Annotated in this window: 14 protein-coding genes and 1 riboswitch; of the genes, 8 read left to right on the top strand and 6 right to left on the bottom strand. The window is 44.9% G+C overall.

The features are described 5' to 3' along the window. Positions 1-103: 103 nt before the first annotated feature. The gene (locus ACSYSH_RS02830) at positions 104-760 is read left to right on the top strand and encodes a glycoside hydrolase family 73 protein (protein WP_491706154.1); all 657 of its coding nucleotides are present in this window, start codon (positions 104-106) and stop codon (positions 758-760) included. Between the two features lie 94 nt (positions 761-854). Here the strand turns inward: ACSYSH_RS02830 and ACSYSH_RS02825 are convergent, their stop codons facing one another. Continuing rightward, positions 855-2,033, bottom strand: coding sequence for an ATP-binding protein (locus ACSYSH_RS02825; RefSeq protein WP_489815879.1), 1,179 nt, complete (start codon positions 2,031-2,033; stop codon positions 855-857). A 199-nt stretch (positions 2,034-2,232) separates the two neighbouring features. Between ACSYSH_RS02825 and pcrA the strand changes: the two genes are divergently transcribed. The 3 genes from pcrA to ACSYSH_RS02810 all read left to right on the top strand — a co-directional run bounded on the left by pcrA (position 2,233) and on the right by ACSYSH_RS02810 (position 7,828). Further along, complete coding sequence (gene pcrA / locus ACSYSH_RS02820) at positions 2,233-4,482, top strand: DNA helicase PcrA (protein ID WP_491702424.1); 2,250 nt, start codon at positions 2,233-2,235, stop codon at positions 4,480-4,482. Between the two features lie 82 nt (positions 4,483-4,564). Then, positions 4,565-6,604 carry an NAD-dependent DNA ligase LigA gene (gene ligA / locus ACSYSH_RS02815; protein ID WP_491702425.1) on the top strand — a complete coding sequence of 680 codons (2,040 nt, stop codon included), beginning with the start codon at positions 4,565-4,567 and terminating at the stop codon, positions 6,602-6,604. 78 nt (positions 6,605-6,682) lie between these two features. Next, on the top strand, positions 6,683-7,828 hold the full coding sequence (locus ACSYSH_RS02810) for a CamS family sex pheromone protein (RefSeq protein ID WP_252773656.1): 1,146 nt from the start codon (positions 6,683-6,685) through the stop codon (positions 7,826-7,828). Positions 7,829-7,882: 54 nt separating this feature from the next. Here ACSYSH_RS02810 and ACSYSH_RS02805 read toward each other — a convergent pair whose 3' ends face one another. Then, positions 7,883-8,761 carry a hypothetical protein gene (locus ACSYSH_RS02805; RefSeq protein ID WP_489815875.1) on the bottom strand — a complete coding sequence of 293 codons (879 nt, stop codon included), beginning with the start codon at positions 8,759-8,761 and terminating at the stop codon, positions 7,883-7,885. Positions 8,762-8,825: 64 nt separating this feature from the next. After that, a riboswitch (SAM riboswitch) is annotated at positions 8,826-8,910 on the top strand. A gap of 80 nt (positions 8,911-8,990) precedes the next feature. Between ACSYSH_RS02805 and metK the strand changes: the two genes are divergently transcribed. Beyond that, positions 8,991-10,148, top strand: a complete 1,158-nt coding sequence (gene metK, locus ACSYSH_RS02800; protein ID WP_489815874.1) for a methionine adenosyltransferase — start codon at positions 8,991-8,993, stop codon at positions 10,146-10,148. 113 nt (positions 10,149-10,261) lie between these two features. On the opposite strand, the gene ACSYSH_RS02795 is transcribed toward metK, so the two are convergent. The 4 genes from ACSYSH_RS02795 to ACSYSH_RS02780 all read right to left on the bottom strand — a co-directional run bounded on the left by ACSYSH_RS02795 (position 10,262) and on the right by ACSYSH_RS02780 (position 15,201). Next, complete coding sequence (locus ACSYSH_RS02795) at positions 10,262-11,155, bottom strand: hypothetical protein (RefSeq protein ID WP_489815873.1); 894 nt, start codon at positions 11,153-11,155, stop codon at positions 10,262-10,264. Between the two features lie 480 nt (positions 11,156-11,635). Then, the gene (gene ppcA / locus ACSYSH_RS02790; protein WP_489815872.1) at positions 11,636-13,153 is read right to left on the bottom strand and encodes a phosphoenolpyruvate carboxylase; all 1,518 of its coding nucleotides are present in this window, start codon (positions 13,151-13,153) and stop codon (positions 11,636-11,638) included. A 150-nt stretch (positions 13,154-13,303) separates the two neighbouring features. Further along, the gene (rnjA, locus tag ACSYSH_RS02785) at positions 13,304-14,986 is read right to left on the bottom strand and encodes a ribonuclease J1 (protein ID WP_489815871.1); all 1,683 of its coding nucleotides are present in this window, start codon (positions 14,984-14,986) and stop codon (positions 13,304-13,306) included. After that, a complete protein-coding gene (locus ACSYSH_RS02780) occupies positions 14,986-15,201 on the bottom strand; it encodes an RNA polymerase epsilon subunit (protein WP_252773662.1) in 216 nt (71 codons plus the stop codon). The genes rnjA and ACSYSH_RS02780 overlap by 1 nt, the downstream gene beginning before the upstream one ends. Positions 15,202-15,556: 355 nt before the next feature. Between ACSYSH_RS02780 and efp the strand changes: the two genes are divergently transcribed. From efp to nusB, 3 genes are all read left to right on the top strand, one after another. Further along, entirely contained in the window at positions 15,557-16,117 is a 561-nt protein-coding gene (gene efp, locus ACSYSH_RS02775; RefSeq protein ID WP_047975283.1) for an elongation factor P, read from the top strand. Between the two features lie 78 nt (positions 16,118-16,195). Beyond that, positions 16,196-16,645, top strand: a complete 450-nt coding sequence (locus ACSYSH_RS02770) for an Asp23/Gls24 family envelope stress response protein (RefSeq protein ID WP_489815870.1) — start codon at positions 16,196-16,198, stop codon at positions 16,643-16,645. Continuing rightward, entirely contained in the window at positions 16,645-17,055 is a 411-nt protein-coding gene (gene nusB, locus ACSYSH_RS02765) for a transcription antitermination factor NusB (RefSeq protein ID WP_252773664.1), read from the top strand. The genes ACSYSH_RS02770 and nusB overlap by 1 nt, the downstream gene beginning before the upstream one ends. Positions 17,056-17,097 lie beyond the last annotated feature (42 nt).

The raw sequence follows: 17,097 nt of genomic DNA, 5'->3' as shown, positions 1-17,097 counted from the left end.
CAGTGATGTTGGTTTTTTCTTTTTTGGCAAATAAAATAGAAAGGCGTATACTGGCTATATTCAATTTCAGACAGCAATGATTCTAATGAAAGGGGGTGTCTAGGTGGCTAAAAAGCGGAAAAAGAAAAAATGGTTTTTTCTGCCAAAAGCGAAGAAAAAACGACGAATGTACTTGATGATCTTGCTTGTTTTTCTAACATTAATTGCTTTGACCGTGGTGATGAGCCGATCAATGACGACTAAAAAAGAGCAAATTATCTATCAAGATGAAGCTAAGCAAAAGCAGCTGCAAATATGGGCCCCCTATGCACAAAAGATGCAATATAAGTACCGCATTTTTGCTTCGATTTCACTGGCACAGGCCATTTTAGAATCGGATTGGAACCAGTCTAGTCTGTCAAAAGATTATAACAATTTGTACGGGATGAAAGCATCGGCAGGCCAGGCCGGAGTGGTCGTTCCAACCAATGAGTATGAGGACGGTCATTGGATTGTAGTGGATCAAAAATTTGCCTCCTACCAGACCTGGCAGGAATCGATGGAAGCCCATGCCCAGCTAATTTCAAAGGGGACCCACTGGAATCCCAACCAATATGAGCATGTGCTGGCAGCCAAAAATTATCAGGCCGCGGCGCAGGCCCTTGTCCAAGACGGGTATGCGACCGATCCAACCTATGCAGCAAAATTGGTGGCAGTGATTGAAACTTGGAATTTAAAGCGCTTTGATTTAACGGTAAAAATGGGCAATGCCAACGCTTAATGGTTTAGTTTAGGAGATTTATTAGAATTGTTTCAATTAAAAAGAGAACCGGATTACGCGCGTTCATGAACGCGAGTACGGTTCTCTTTTTGCTTTATTGTTTGTTTGGGGATGCAAAAATCGTGACGGTTCGATTCGGTTCCTGGCTAACTTTGATTAGTGCTTGCCCAGTTTGTAGCTGACCTAATTTTTGCCCAGCTTTAGCAGAGTTGGCTAGGAGGGGCAATGCTTGCCATTCCTTTTGATTCGTCAGCCGATGGGCAATTGTGGCTGAAAATTGTCCTAGTAGAGCAGTTGGCAGGTCGAGTGGCGACTGGGAAGCAAAGGCCACCTGGAGGCCTTCCTTGCGTCCCTCACGCAGAATTTGCGCTAAACCACTGTCTTTGTCTTGCTCGGCTTGGTTGTTTTTCAAAAGGAAGCGGTGGCCCTCGTCGATTAAGAGGTAAACCGTCGCCTTATGGGTGCTTTTGGCTTGAAAGCTGAGCAGCTGGCGCCAGACGGTGGACATGATGGTGGCTTGGAGGGCACCGAGGTCTTTCAGCTGAGCCAGGTTGATACTGATTTTAGCGCCGAAATCAGCCTTAGCCGTTGCTAATTTGAGCAGGTAAAGCAAGTCGTACTTGGTTGTTTTTACCTGAGTATTTGGTGCAATGGCCTTTAGGCGCGGATCCGCGAGGCGGTCGGCTAGTTGGTCGATGGCCGTCAACAAATCAGGATCAGTGCTGGCCAAATTCTCTTCTTGATCAATAAACCCTTGGTGGGCTAGCAAGCGCAATTGGGGGGCGAGGAGGCTCAATGAGAAAGACCATTGACTTTGATAGAGTTGACTTTTTAAAGCATAAAAGGCATCGGCGGTTAGGGCTTTAGTGTTTAAAATGACCTTTTGCTGTTGGTTAAGATTGTAGTTAATCCGTAAGGCTGTTTGAGCTTGTCCTAGTAGCAGCTGCCACTTGGTTGGCCAGGTCAAACCAAGCGCAGTCAATAAGTCTTTTGGTGCTAACTGGCTGAGATCAAAGTAGACGTTTTGGCCAACGCTGTAGGAAACCTGCTGGTCGTCTGCTCGGCTAAACTCGCCGGTTGGGTCGAAAATGATTTGCCCGAGTCGATTTTCTTGTAACTGTTGGCTAATTTGTTTGAGGGTTGTTGATTTGCCAGACCCAGTTTGCCCAACCAAAAGAAGGTGTGGGGCGAAAAGCGTTGTGGCCGCTGGTTGGTACTTGTTTTTGAACCACCCCGTTTGGCCCAAAGTGAGTAAGTGTTCGCTAGTTTGCATGATTTTTCCACCTTTAATTATAGTTACCTTACCAAAAAATCAGACAGACTGTAAATGGTTAATTGCTGGTAATCAAGGCCAAACTGTTGGTATTTTGTCGACGCACGAATTAGATTAGGGCAGTTTTTTGTCCTAGCCTGATTTTCCTTGAATTATGATAAAATAAGAGCAGTGAACAAAAACGATTTAGGATGGCAAAATGACTGTTGAAGAATTAACCAAGGGTATGAATAGCAAGCAAGCGGAGGCGGTCAGGACGACAGAGGGACCGCTTTTAATTATGGCTGGTGCCGGATCTGGGAAGACCAGGGTTTTGACGCACCGCGTTGCCCATTTAATTGAAGATTTAGATGTGGCGCCCTGGCGGATTTTGGCCATCACCTTTACGAATAAAGCTGCCCGTGAAATGCGGGAACGAATTGGTAAATTAGTCGATGAGCAGCTAGCCCAATCCGTTTGGGTTTCAACGTTCCATGCCCTGGCTGTTCGAATTTTGCGTCGAGATGGTGAACGGATTGGCTTGGGCAAGAACTTTACGATTTTGGATAGTTCTGCTCAAAGGACGCTGGTTAAACGGGTGATTAATGATTTGAATTTGGATTCAAACCAGTATGATCCACGGACAATCTTAGGGACCATTTCCAATGCTAAAAACGATTTGCTAACTGCCAAGGATTACCGAGAGCAGGCCGCTAATTTTTATGAAGAACGTGTAGCAGAAGTTTATTCTGCTTACCAGAAAGCTTTGCGTCAGGCTCAGTCAGTTGATTTTGATGATTTAATTATGTTGACGATTGAACTCTTTGAAAAGGCCCCTGATGTTTTGCAACGCTATCAAGACCAGTTCCGTTACCTCCACGTCGATGAGTACCAGGACACCAATGATGCCCAGTATAAGATTGTCAACATGCTGGCTCAAGGTTCACAGAACTTAGCCGTTGTTGGGGATGCCGACCAGTCAATCTATGGTTGGCGTGGTGCCAACATGCAAAATATTTTAAACTTTGAAAAGGATTGGCCTCAGGCACAATCAGTTTTCTTGGAGCAAAATTATCGGTCAACTCAATCCATTTTGGATGCTGCTAACGATGTGATTAATCACAACAACGAGCGAGTGCCGAAAAAACTCTGGACCGAAAACGGAGCCGGAGACAAAATCACCTATTATCGGGCTCAGTCTGCCCAGGATGAGGCCTATTATGTGTTGGGCCAAATTCAAAAGGGGCAACGCGAAAACCATCAATCTTTGTCCGACTTTGCAATTCTTTACCGAACGAACGCTCAGTCCCGGGCCATGGAAGAGTCTTTGGTCAAAGCAAACATCCCTTATACCATTGTTGGTGGTCATAAGTTCTATGACCGTAAGGAAATTTTGGACGTGATGGCCTACCTGTCTTTGGTCGCAAACCCGGCTGATAATGCGGCCCTAGAACGGATTATCAATGTTCCTAAGCGGGCGATCGGTCAGTCAACAGTTGACCGGCTTTTTACCTTTGCTAACCAAGTTAACTTACCAATGTTGGCGGCTATCGATCAAGTCGAAATGGCCCAGGATATCCGCCCAGCAGCGGTGACAAAGTTGCTTTCCTTTGCCGAAATGGTGCATAACTTCCGCCAACAAGCAGAGTTCTTAACTGTTTCGGAGTTAACGGATTTGATTTTAGAACAGTCCGGCTATCGCCAGGAATTACAGGCAAAATCAGACCCTGAGTCGCAATCACGACTGGAAAACCTGGATGAATTTTTGTCTGTTACCAAGGAATTTGATGACAAGTACGATGCTCAGGCGGACGACGCAGTCAATCCGTTAACTGATTTCTTAGGTTCGACGGCCTTGATGGCCGACCTGGACAATGTCGAGGAAGATAGCGGGGTGGTCACGTTAATGACCTTACATGCCGCAAAGGGGCTTGAATTTCCGACGGTCTTCTTGATTGGCCTAGAAGAGGGCTTATTCCCATTGGGCCGGGCGGCACAAGACGAGGATCAATTAGAAGAAGAACGACGTCTGGCCTATGTCGGTATTACGCGAGCTGAGCAGAAACTTTATTTGACGAATGCTTTCTCCCGTTTGCTATATGGCCGGACACAGGCGAACCAACCTTCTCGCTTTATTGATGAAATTTCACCCGAATTGATTGAGCAGGCCTATCCGGCAAGCGGCTCTGGCGTTTCTGCCGGTTTGTCCTCGAAGTTTCTCCGGGCAACGAGTACTACTTACCAGGGGTCTGCGAAGGCTAGTCCGGTTCAAAAGAAATCAGCTGAAACCACTGGTGCTGAAGGGGTCATGTGGCAGGCTGGCGACAAGGTTTCTCATAAGAAGTGGGGAATTGGGACGGTTGTTTCAGTTACCGGTGACCAAGCTGACCAAGAACTTAAAGTCGCCTTCCCGGAAGATGGCATCAAACAACTCTTGGCTGCCTTTGCACCAATTACACGAGTTGATTAAGCGGCAAGGAAAACACTGATGCTTTTTTCTTGGTACAGCCATTGTGACCAACAGCTAACTGACCGTGTAGAAAGGATTTTTTATGGCAAGTAATCCACAACCAACGAATATGTCGACCAAGGATGCGCAAGTCGCAATCAGTCAGCTACAAGACGAGTTGACCGATTATGGAATTGCCTATTACGAGCAGGATGCGCCAAAGGTTGAAGACCACGTTTATGATGAAAAGTATGCCCGGTTGGTGGCCTTGGAACAGGCCTTTCCACAATTTGTGACACCAGACTCGCCAACGCAAAATGTTGGTGGCGCCCAGACCAAGTCCGGCTTGGAAAAGGTGCAACATCCGGTGCCAATGCTTTCTTTGGGGGATGTTTTTTCATTAGACGAACTTCAAGAGTGGGAGAATCGTACCATCAAAGCGTTGGGGCAACAGCCGGCCTATAACTTGGAATTAAAGATTGATGGCTTGGCAGTTTCTTTGAAGTACGAAAATGGTCGCTTAATGCAGGCCTCCACTCGAGGCAATGGCCTGATTGGTGAAGATGTCACGGCTAACGTCAAGACCATTGCAGATGTGCCCCAAGAATTAAAAGAGCCCTTAACAATCGAAGTTCGTGGTGAGATTTATATGCCAAAGGCTTCCTTTGCGCATTTGAATGAAGAACGGGAAAATCAGGGTCAAGAACCCTTTGCCAACCCACGTAATGCGGCGGCGGGTTCGTTACGTCAACTAGATGCACGCGAAACCAAGAAGCGCCAGCTGTCTGCCTTTATTTACTATACGGCCGAGGCCGATACGTTGGGTGTGACCAGGCAATCAGAAGTCTTGCGCCGTTTTGCCGAACTTGGTTTGCCAACCAACAAGGATAACCGTGTCATTGGCCAGATGAAAGAGATTGCGCCCTATATCGCCGAATACACCGAAAAACGTGACGGCCTGCCTTATGGAATTGATGGCGTTGTCGTCAAAGTGGATGATATCGATTCCGAAATTGACTTAGGCAACACGGTTAAGGTACCCCGATGGTCGATTGCCTATAAGTTTCCACCGGAAGAGGAGCAGACGATTGTCCGTGATATCGAATGGACGGTCGGCCGAACGGGTGCAGTGACACCAACGGCTGCCATGGACCCGGTTTTCTTGGCTGGGACAACGGTGCAGCGGGCTTCCTTGCATAATCCGGACTACCTCGAGGAAAAAGATGTTCGCGTTGGCGATACAGTGACCTTGCACAAGGCCGGTGATATTATCCCAGAAATTGGGCAGGTCATCCTAGACAAACGCCCAGCAGATGCCAAAAAGTATCAAATTCCAACGACTTGTCCTTCCTGTGGCGCTGATTTGGTCCATGTTGAGGGTGAAGTGGTGTTACGTTGTATTAATCCGGCTTGTCCAGCGCAACTGCAAGAGGGGTTGACCCATTTTGCCTCGCGCAATGCGATGAATATTGATGGCCTTGGCCCACAGATTGTTAGCCAACTTTTGGACAAAAAATTGGTGACCGATGTGGCTTCGATTTATTCCTTGACGGTTGAGCAGTTACTATCTTTAGATAAGTTTCAAGAAAAATCAGCCAATAACTTGGTGGCTGCCATCCAGGCTTCCAAAGCCAATTCCGCCGACCGCTTGCTCTTTGGCTTGGGTATCCGCTTGGTTGGGGCGAAAGCGGCGAAAACTATGATGGCAAGCCTACAAGACTTACCAAGCTTGGGACAGGCCAATGCGGAACAAATTGTCGCCATCGATGGAATTGGTCAAGCGATTGCGGATTCGGTGGTGAAATACTTCGCTGAACCCCAGTCGCAAGCCCTTTTGGCCGAATTGGCCAACGCTGGTGTGAACCTGGAATACTTATCCGAAACGGGTCCAATTGATGAAAATTCATTTTTCTATGGTAAAAAGATCGTTTTGACTGGTAGACTAGAACAGAGTTCACGTAGTGAAATTGCTGCCTGGTTAGAAGCTCACGGGGCCAGCGTCACTGGATCAGTTTCGAAGAAGACTGATTTAGTGATTGCCGGTACCGATGCGGGGTCAAAACTGACCAAAGCAAACGATCTTGGGGTCACTGTCTGGAATGAACAAGAATTCTTGTCAGCCCAGCAAAATGAGGCCGGTTAAAGCAGTCGGCCGTGGTCAGAAAAACTTGCCGGTGGTTGTACTTGGCGTTTTCAGCCAAACTGTCAAAGAGGAAGAACAATGTTAAAACGGATTTCAAAGCGGGGCTATATCCTAATCGGCCTCGCGCTTCTGATTATTTTAGGAGCCTTTTTTTACTTTATTAATATCGCTTCGGTCACACCCAGTGTTTCCAAAACAAAGGGTGTTCAGTTAACCCAAAGTTCTGCGGGGGATTATCAAACGGTCATCAAGGATGGGCATTATTTGACATCAGCCGCTCGGGGTATTACTGCAACATCTTTGAACAATTCTTTGGATGTCCAAGATTTTGAAACGTCATTGTTGAATTTGTCTAAGTCGCACTTTAAGACTGGTCGCTACATCTTCCAGGAAGGTCAGTACCTTGATGCTGACACCGTTAATGGTCTCTTAGCCCGTCAAACGGATAGTAATGCAACTGGCTTGAATCCAAAGGATAATGGCAAGACGGATAGTTCGAGAAATCCGATTTACGTTCAGACGTTAACAGAACAAGATTTCATGACCAAGAGCGGCAATAACCTGCAATTAGCTGGAATGGTTGTGGGCGTGGCGATGAATAGTCAAGATGCTTACCAAAAGGAACAGTATGGTGCGACTTATTATCAGACGATTTCAGATAAGGATCGGATTGCTTACGGGCAAAAGATTGCGCCAAAGTTGATCAAGACGATTCGTGAGCAACAAGGTGTTGGCAAGAACATTCCAATTGTCTTGGCCATGTATGACACTGCTTCTCAGGATTCATTGGCTCCAGGTTCTTTCTATGCCGAAGCCACCTCAAAGTCAGGTACTGATATCGGTAGTTGGTCAGATATCAACGAAAAGTCGATCGTTTTGCCAAAAGAATCTGATGACACTTCGAGCCTTGGATCTGATGAAAATACTGGCTTTAATAACTTCAAGACTGATATTTCTAACTTCTTCCCAAACATTGCGGGGGCAACAGCTTCTGCTAAATTTACGAATAATAAGTTGTCTTCTATGAACGTAACGGTGACAACGCAATTCTATTCACCAACCGAAATTGAAGCCTTCTCCAACTATGTTGCCACCTCTGCGATGAAGTTCTTACCTTCATCAGCTCCTGTACAAATCAAGATTCAAACGGCTAATGAAATTCAGGCTTTGCTTGTTCGTAAGGCCGATGATAAGTCCTATACGATTACAAAACTTGATCAATAAGTTTGATTACAAACTAAAAACGCTTAGAATCGCTTCTAAGCGTTTTTTTGTTTTTTAATGGTAGTAGGACATGACGGTAACAATTAGTCCGAAAATGGCCACTAAGGGCTGAATTTGATAGGTTAATGGCCGAATAAAGGTTAAGAGATACGCAGCTATGGCGAAAACGATTGTGATCAAGGCGATTGGTGAGAAGCCTTCCAATATGAGGGCGGCGAGGATAAAAAGTGGACCGGTTATGAGTCCTAATTTTCGTCCTTTAACTGTGGGTAGGAAGAGGGGAGTGAAGTAAAAGGCCGTGGCAAAGACTAAAAGCCATGATTGCTTCAAAAAATCAGGTTCAACATAGTTGTTGGCCAGATAGTTGATGCAAATTGGCACCGAAAAGGTCAGCAAGATGCTCAAACCGGCTAAACCAAGCGGGTTCTTCAACTGAAAGGCTCGAAAGGGTAAAATCAGCAAGAAGCAAATAAAGAGCAGGAGGAGGGCTAAAACTTCAAAGCGCGACCGTAATTGTGAATTGAAAAGCACAATTAAAGAAGCAGCTAAGGAGGCCCAAACATGCCAGTCGGCCTTGGCAAACCGATTTTTAACGAGGAAACCCAACGTCATTGCAGAAAAGATTGAATAGGCAATTAAGGACCAAATTTGCCAGTTACCAGCATTTTGCCAAACTTGATGGTAGATAAGGGGCTGTTGCCACCAGATGATGTTTAAACCGACTGCAATCGCTGGAACCGTATAGCGATGAGGGGCTGGTAGGGCAGCGACTTGGCCTTGGTTAGCTTGTTGGTGCTGTTGTTTTTGTTCTTGGCGGCGTTGTGACCGGGAGAAAAAATCAGCCGTTTTTTCCTGGAGTGGTTCGTCACTTGCGCCATTCAGTGGCGTGCTGGTTTGTTGATCAGGAGTGATTGTTTCATTTTCTTTTGTCATCAGAACCTCGAAAGTCAATTGCTATTTCTTATTCTATCATGTAGAATATAAATTATAAATTACATAACTATCAAGAGCAGGGAAGTGATACAGCACGGTGAACCTGCACCAACCGGCATTTGCACGGTGGTAATTCTGTAAGATAGGCAACTTGCAAAGCGCTTTGGGTTGTCCAAGGTGCTTTTCTTTTGTCTCTATATTGTTAGTTAATTTAAAGGAGAAAAAGAAAATGACAAAATTTTTTACTGCTGAATCAGTTGCCAATGGCCATCCGGATAAGGTAGCGGACCAAATTGCTGATGCCATCTTGGATGCTGTGTTGACAGAAGATCCAAAGGCTCGGGCCGCCATTGAAGTGACCACATCAACGGGCGATGTTTCGATTTTTGGTGAGTTGTCAACGACTGCTTATGTGAACGTCCGTCAAATTGCCGTTGATACGATCAAGGCCATTGGCTACAATCAGCCGGAATTTGGTTTTTCAGCTGATTCAATCAATGTTTCGAACAAGATTGTGGAACAATCACCAGATATTGCTCAAGCTGTTGATGCGGCCGAAGATGATCCAGACCAATTAGGTGCCGGCGACCAGGGAATGGTTTTTGGCTATGCCACCAATGAAACGACTGATTACTTGCCATTAGCTTTGGACTTGTCCCATCAGTTAATGCGTAAAATTCGTCAGGTACGAAATGACCAAGAATTGGCTTACTTACGCCCAGATGCCAAGGGTGAAGTAACACTAGAATTGACGGATGATGGCCAGGTTAAGCGTATTGCGGCCGTTGTTTTGTCAACTCAGCACGATGCAGAAGTAACATTGGAACAATTACGTGCTGATATAAAAAAGTTCGTGGTTGATCCGGTCTTGCCTGCTGATTTGGTTGATGACCAAACGAAGTATTATATTAATCCATCCGGCCGCTTTGTCTTGGGTGGTCCTCAAGCCGACTCTGGTTTGACAGGCCGTAAAATTATCGTCGATACTTATGGGGGGGCAGCCCACCACGGTGGTGGTGCTTTCTCAGGAAAGGATGCCACCAAGGTTGACCGGTCGGCCGCTTACTATGCTCGCTATGTGGCCAAGAATTTGGTGGCTGCTGGCTTGGCTGACAAGATTGAGCTCCAGGTAGCCTATGCAATTGGTGTTGCCAAGCCGGTTTCGTTGAATATTGAAGCATTTGGGACTGAAAAAGTCGCAGAAGACAAGATTGAAGCCATCGTTGAGAAGCTTTTTGACTTCCGTCCTTTGGCAATCATTAATAGCCTAGACCTTCGTCGGCCAATTTATAAGCAAACAGCTGCTTACGGTCACTTTGGTCGTCCTGATTTGGACTTGCCATGGGAAAAGTTGGACCAGGTTGAGAAAATCAAGGCAGAGTTGTAGGCCAAGTTTCTTTAGAAAAATCAAAATTATTTGGATTGAATTTCGATAAGATCAACCAATAAAAGACCTGAATGCAGTCAAAGGACGCATCCAGGTCTTTTAATTTGTGTTGATTAGTTTTCGGCAACTCCCATGATTGGGTAAGTCCCCGCGATTGTCATGGTGAAGGAATAGGCCCCGGATTGAAGGGGGCGGCCATCAGTTTTGACCGACTGAATATCTTTGATATGAAAATCGGCAGGAATGGTTAGGGGAATGGTTGTAAAGCCCTTTCGACTAGGATTTTCCACGCCTTTTTTACCACGTAGATAGGTCAGCATGATTTGTGGCCAAGGCAGTTGGTTAACTAGGCGGATTTCGGCTGTGTTGCCATCTTTGCTCGGAATAATTTGTAAACCGAGTGTCTTGGAATGGTTTTGATAGGTCTGACCAAAACGAAGGGTCCAAGAAAAACTGATTTTGTTTTGGTTGCGGGAAGCCTGGCCCCAAAAAGAAAATATTTGCTGAAAGGCATGTTTCCATGCAAATTTTTGATTGAATTCAGGTAAAATGGCTGAAAAATCAGGACCAACTTGGAAGGTATCCAAGAAGTATTGCTTACCCTGCTTTGGAACAGAGCCCGTTACTAGTCCAAGAGAAACCTGCCGGATAGTTTGGGTATTTAAAGCAGTTAAAATTTGATGCACAAGATGACTGGATGAGTGGTTTTTATCCCCCCAGTTAATTAACAAAAGTGGCCAGCGCAGGGTATCATCAAAGTCTAAAATTGCGGCTAAAGTTGCATTCAAGGAAGCCGAATTACCAATGACGACGATTGGGAGGCTGGCTTCTGTTTGCATGGTCTTAGCGATTTTGCGGGCAAGGCTGTAGACCGAGATGTGCGTAGAGGCCTTTTGAAAACTTGTGACCGCTTGGGCGGCTGTTAATTGACTTTTGATTTGATCCAAGGCTCCAAGATCTTTTGGGCGAATCAAGGTTGTATCAATAATAAAGTGTGCTGATGTCATAATTTTAAGTCTTTGCTATGTCGTTAAAAAAGGCATGCCAGTGCATGCCGGATACCCAAACGGCGGGCATCATTTTACGTTTATCAGAATACGTCGATTATAGCAGAAAATCAAGGTTGGTGATGATTTTTTTCTTGACATTTGTTTTGCTGTCGGTCTTTGGTATAAAGAAATAACGAGCAAAGTAAAAAGACTAAGTTGAGTGATATGATTCCCCAAATTTAGACAGACCAATTGCGGGTATTGACTATATTCAAATGAGTCAAAGCAGACCCGATTAATAGTCATTATCTTTGCAAAGTTAGTATGATTGTGCCAAAGAGATCAATCAAGAAGGTAAAAGCATTCAGAACAAACAAAAAGGACTGACGCCAATTCAATAACGGCCGTTAGTCCTCAAGGCCGCTCAATGAGCTGACCTAATTTTTTTGCTTTAAATCATCAGGTAGTCTTTATGGTGATTGAACTTTAATCGTTTGCTTAACCCAAGAAATGACGCAATTGGGCCATACGATTAATCAAGGCGGTAATGGCCACGGAAGCGCCTTCCTTGAATTCAACAACTTGGAGGGCAATTTCGGCGTGTTGTTGCTCAGCCATTGTTTCTGGTCCAATGTGGAGGTCAAAGGCATCCTTGAGGATGACGATGTCTTCTTCGACATCTTGCCAGGCTGGGCTTTGCGTCTTCAAAATTTGAAGGGCATCCCAATTGATATAGTGAGCTAATTCACCAAAATCAGCGCGCATACTTGGGTAATAGCGGTTCAAGACAGCTAGCTGTTCTTCATTGAGGCTTTCATATGCCCGGCCAAAACCAATAAATTCGGGTGGTACACCGATTGAATAAAAGGCGCCGGTAAAATTAATGGCTCGGGGTAATTCGATGTTATCAACGGAACGGGAATAGCCCAAAACCCCCACGTGCTGACGACGGTCACGGCGCTTTGGGAAGGCCTTGAAGATTGGTTGGACGTCAGGAACTAATTGTTCGAGTGTTTCCTGGTAGAAGGCTGCTGATTTTTGGGCGATATCGGAAAGAATGGCTTCGTCTTCAGCGCTAATTACCAATGGCTTTGCCTTTGGTAATTCTTCTTTCAAGTACTTGATGCCGGCCCTTGTTTCGTCGATGGAGAAGTCATAACGGAATGCTGACTGAACAGTTGCTGTTCTGACACCAGGGAATTCACGGACATAGCGTTTGACACGTTGAGGTGAAAGGCCACCACGGAAGATGGCAGACCCCGTTCCAGAAATTGGGTAGATGGCGATACCTTCCTTCTCGGCAAATTGGTGCAAGCGCGCTAAGGCTAACTTATTTCCAATAATGGAAGACATAAAGCCGGCTGAAAGAGCAGAATCAGAACCGGCTAAAAAGACACGCAGGTGCTTTGGCCGGAAGCCAAAGTGTTCTTCATGTAGGTTCAAGTATTCCTTTAAAATTTCTGGTGCGTGGTATTGCGTTTCAAAGTCTTCGAAGAGTGGAATCATCTCGATGTAAGCCTTGTTGTCTTCCGTGGGTGTAAAGGTTGCATCTTTGAACTGGGCCAGCTTTTCAAACAAAAGCTGCATTTCAATGATTTGATCAGCACGTTGAGCCATTGGTAAAATGGCTTCAAACAAGGGGCGTTGGTCAAAACCAAGGTCATTGGCAAAGTCTTCGGAACTTAAAAAGGCCGTCATGGCTTGCATTAAGTTGTAGCCTTTTTCTTCCCAAATATTTGGGAAACGGAACGTCAAAAATTTGTCACGACCAAGTTGGTGTTCCTTAAAGTATTCATAGTGGGTTGAGAAAAGGCGGTCGATGACTGCCGCATCGGCGTGTTTCCCTTCCCAGTCCCACATGTATTCATCAACATCGAGGGTCTGGTAATTTTGAAAGGCTTCATCAGTTTCCCGGTAAGCACTGATGAAAGGTTGTTGTGCGGTGTCCCAGAAGGGGGCGTTGGCGTTATCAGGGTGTTGTGTTCCCATAATCGCCGGAATCTTGCGTTCTGTCATCTCTTAAAGCTCCTTTTTGGGATAGAAACGGATAATTAATCGTTAAACAAGTAAAACCCTAAACAAAATGTTAACGATACCCTTTAATAATAGCAGATTTTAGTCTGAAAAAAACGTCTAAACGATAAAATCATTTAGACGTTTTGTGTTTTAAATCATAATCAGCATTGGCAAAATCATTGGCTTACGAGCCGTTTCTTTATGCAAATATTTGGAAAGATCATCAATGATGACCTGACGAATATCGGATTCACTAGCATTCTTTGCAGACATTGCCTTACGAATCGTATTGAAAATGACATGACGACCATCATTAATGAGGTCACCAGATTCACGCATGTAAACAAAACCACGGGATAGGATATCAGGTCCGGAAAGGATTTCCTTCTTTTTTAAGTCAATCGTCGCTGTGACGATGACCAAACCATCTTGTGACAATTTTAAGCGGTCGTGTAAGACGATCGAACCAATATCACCAATTCCTGAGCCATCGATATAAGTATCTTCGGCAGGGAAGTGTCCGGCAATCCGTGGTGGATTCACACCGTCAAGAGCGAGGACATCACCGTTTTCTAGGATAAAGGTATGGTCCTTTGGAATATCCAACTCTTCGGCTAGGCCAGCATGGACTTTGAGCATCCGGTATTCACCGTGGACGGGCATAAAGTATTCAGGCTTCATTAATGATAACATCAACTTTTGTTCTTCTTGGCCACCGTGACCAGAAGTGTGGATATTGTTTAACTTACCATGAATAACGTTAGCGCCACCTTCTTCTAGTTTATTAATTACAGCGTTAACAGAGGCTGTGTTCCCAGGAATTGGGGAAGAAGAAAAAATCACGTTATCGTTTGGCTTTAAGCGAACCTGCTTGTGCGTCCCATTAGCAATTCGTGCCAAAGCGGCCATTGATTCTCCCTGTGATCCGGTTGAGAGAATCAAAAGTTCGTCATCTGGGATATTTTTAATCTGTGACTGCTCAATCAGAGCATCGTCCGGGATGTTTAAGTATCCAAGGGCTCGCCCGTTCGTCATGGCTGATTCCATTGATCGGCCGAAGACGGCAATCTTACGACCATGAGCAATGGCTGCATCTGTTGCCATTTTGATTCGGTTCATGTTGGAAGCGAAAGTAGCAAAAATAATCCGGCCGTGCTTGAGTTGTTCAAAAAGTTTTTGAACAGTTTTTTCAACCCAGGCTTCTGATTTTGTCCACTCGGGCCGCTCAGCGTTAGTTGAATCGGACATTAGTAACAAAACACCTTCTTCGCCAGTACGAGCCATTGACCAGAGGTTTGGTTTTTGCTTGGTGGTTGGTGTTAAATCAAATTTGAAATCACCGGTTTCAACAATCGTTCCAACGGGTGTTTTGACTGAAACGGCAAAAACGTCTGGGATTGAGTGAGTGGTGCGAATGAATTCAACTGACATTTGGTTAAATTCAATTACCGACCCATCCGTAATTTCATGGAGTTCAGCGCGGTTTAAGAGCTGCTTTTCTTCTAACTTGTTACGAATTAAGGCCATTGCCAGTGGGCCAGCATAAACTGGTACATTGACGGCTTGTAAAAAGTAAGCAATCGCCCCGATGTGGTCTTCGTGTCCGTGGGTAATCACCAGAGCTTTTACTTTGTCAATGTTTTCGACTAAGTACGAATAGTCTGGAATGACATAGTCAATTCCTAAAAGGGAGTCCTCCGGAAACTTAATTCCGGCATCCACGACGATAATTTCGTCCTGGTATTGGATTCCATATGTGTTTTTTCCAATTTCGCCAAGTCCGCCAAGGGCGTAAACGCCGACTTCGTTTTCCTTAATATCAACTGCTGACATTAGGCGAAGGTTGTTAACTTAAATTCCGGGTTAGCCTGTTCGTACACCAGTGCTGCATCGGATAATTCTTCAACATCTTCGATGTTAAATTCGGTATTTGCTTGCGCAGCTGCGAGCGCGGCTGGCTTTGATTCGGCCTCAATGTAAAAGGCCTCAGTGTTTTCCCGCTTTGGATTGCGGTCGAAATGACTTTGATAGTAAACTTTGTAAACCATGTTTGTTCCTCCAAGTTTAATTTTTAATTGATCACGAACGAAAACCTTAACTTTTATTTTACCACAGCTGGCAGGGGATGGGGCGGTTTCTTAAGAAGGCGTAGCCTTTGTCAAAAAAATAGTTGTTGGTACGAATCGTTTTGTCATTAATAATCAAATTTTTTTGTGTTTAATTTTTAGTAAATACCAAATCAATGTCTTGGAAAGTATTTATATATAATGGAAACTGGTGCTGGTTTAATCTTTTGCTGACAAAGCGAGTTGATATAAAACCGTCATTTTGAAAGAAGAGTGCGTATTGACTAAAAATTTGTTATAATAAAATACAATTACTTAACGAACGAGGGATATACTCATGGCAATTGGCATGAATGATTTGAAGACAGGTTTGACGATTGAATACTCAAACTCAATCTGGCGTGTATTGGAATTCCAACACGTGAAGCCTGGAAAGGGAGCAGCCTTTGTGCGCTCTAAGTTGAAGAACTTGCGGACGGGTGCGGTTAACGAAGTAACCTTCCGTCCTGGTGATAAGTTTGAACAGGCCGAAATTACAACGCGCCCAATGTCATACTTGTACGCCGAAAACGACGGTCGTGTCTTTATGGACACTGAAACTTACGAACAAATCAACATTTCAGATGATAACTTGCAAGAAGCCTTGAAGTTCATGCTTGAAGGAATGGAAGTTAAGATTACGATGTATGGTTCAGAAGTCTTGGGGGCAGAGTTGCCATCAACTGTTACTTTGAAGGTAACGGAGACGCAACCTGGTATCAAGGGCGCAACAGCTACTGGTTCAGGCAAGCCTGCTACTGTTGAAACTGGTGCCACTATTACAGTGCCAGATTTTGTTAACGAAGGTGAAACCATCATTGTTAATACTGAAGATGGGTCCTACAAGGGTCGGGCCTAAGGTTGCTTAGGCTGCTTTCTTGATGAAGCAGTCTTTTGTATTTATTGGTACCGATTTTATCGGTTGATTGGAGGAACAATGGTCAAGCAAGCCAACTTAGCGAATAAGAACTTTTTACTATCCGCTGAAAAAATGGAAGATGGGCAAACAATGGTTGCTCGGCACGCCTTGGAATTGATTGCACAGGCAGCAACCCTTGAGGTTGAGGGTGTCGCGGCCATGCAAACAAATGTCTACGACCATTTTCCAAAATCTTTAACCAATATTGCCAAAACAAAGGGTGTTTTATTGGAAAACGATGAAGATGGTTTGAATTTTGACGTCTCTGTTGTTTTGCATTACGGTGTTGTCGTACCAAAGGTGGCTTTTGCTATCCAACAATCAATCAAGAAAAACTTGGCTGATTTGACTGGCTTAACGGTTACGGAAGTGAACGTGAATATTGCCGATTTGGTCCCCGATGAGACAAACAATACCCTGGACCCAGACCATTTGTTTGATCATGACCTGGCAAAGGAGCCCAGCTAATGACTCAATTATCACGACATGAAGAACGGCAAGCGGCCGTCCAGATTCTCTTTGCTTGCGCCAACAAGACGCCAGATGAAGCTGAAATGGATTTGGTCTATGACTTAGTTGTCGGTGATCAAGATTATCATGCTTTTTTGCCCCAACTGGTTAACGGTGTTTTAGCGCGAAAAACACAATTGGATGCTGATATCGCAAAACACTTAGCCTTAGGCTGGAAGGTTGACCGAATTGCACGGGTTAACCTTGTTATTTTGCGCATCGCAGTTTATGAATTGCAGATGCCAGAACCGGCACCCTACAAGGTTGTAGTGGACGAAGCGGTTGAACTTGCCAAGGAATTTGCTAGCCAGCAAGATGCTCAGTTTGTTAACGGTGTCTTGAAGAATTATGCACCAGTCGGTGCTTAAAATGAGGACTGCTCAGTTCAAAACCTCGCTTTTTGGGGGATA

The sequence above is a fragment of the Fructobacillus sp. ESL1117 genome, assembly GCF_058508565.1.
This window is presented reverse-complemented; position numbering and strand designations above follow the sequence as displayed.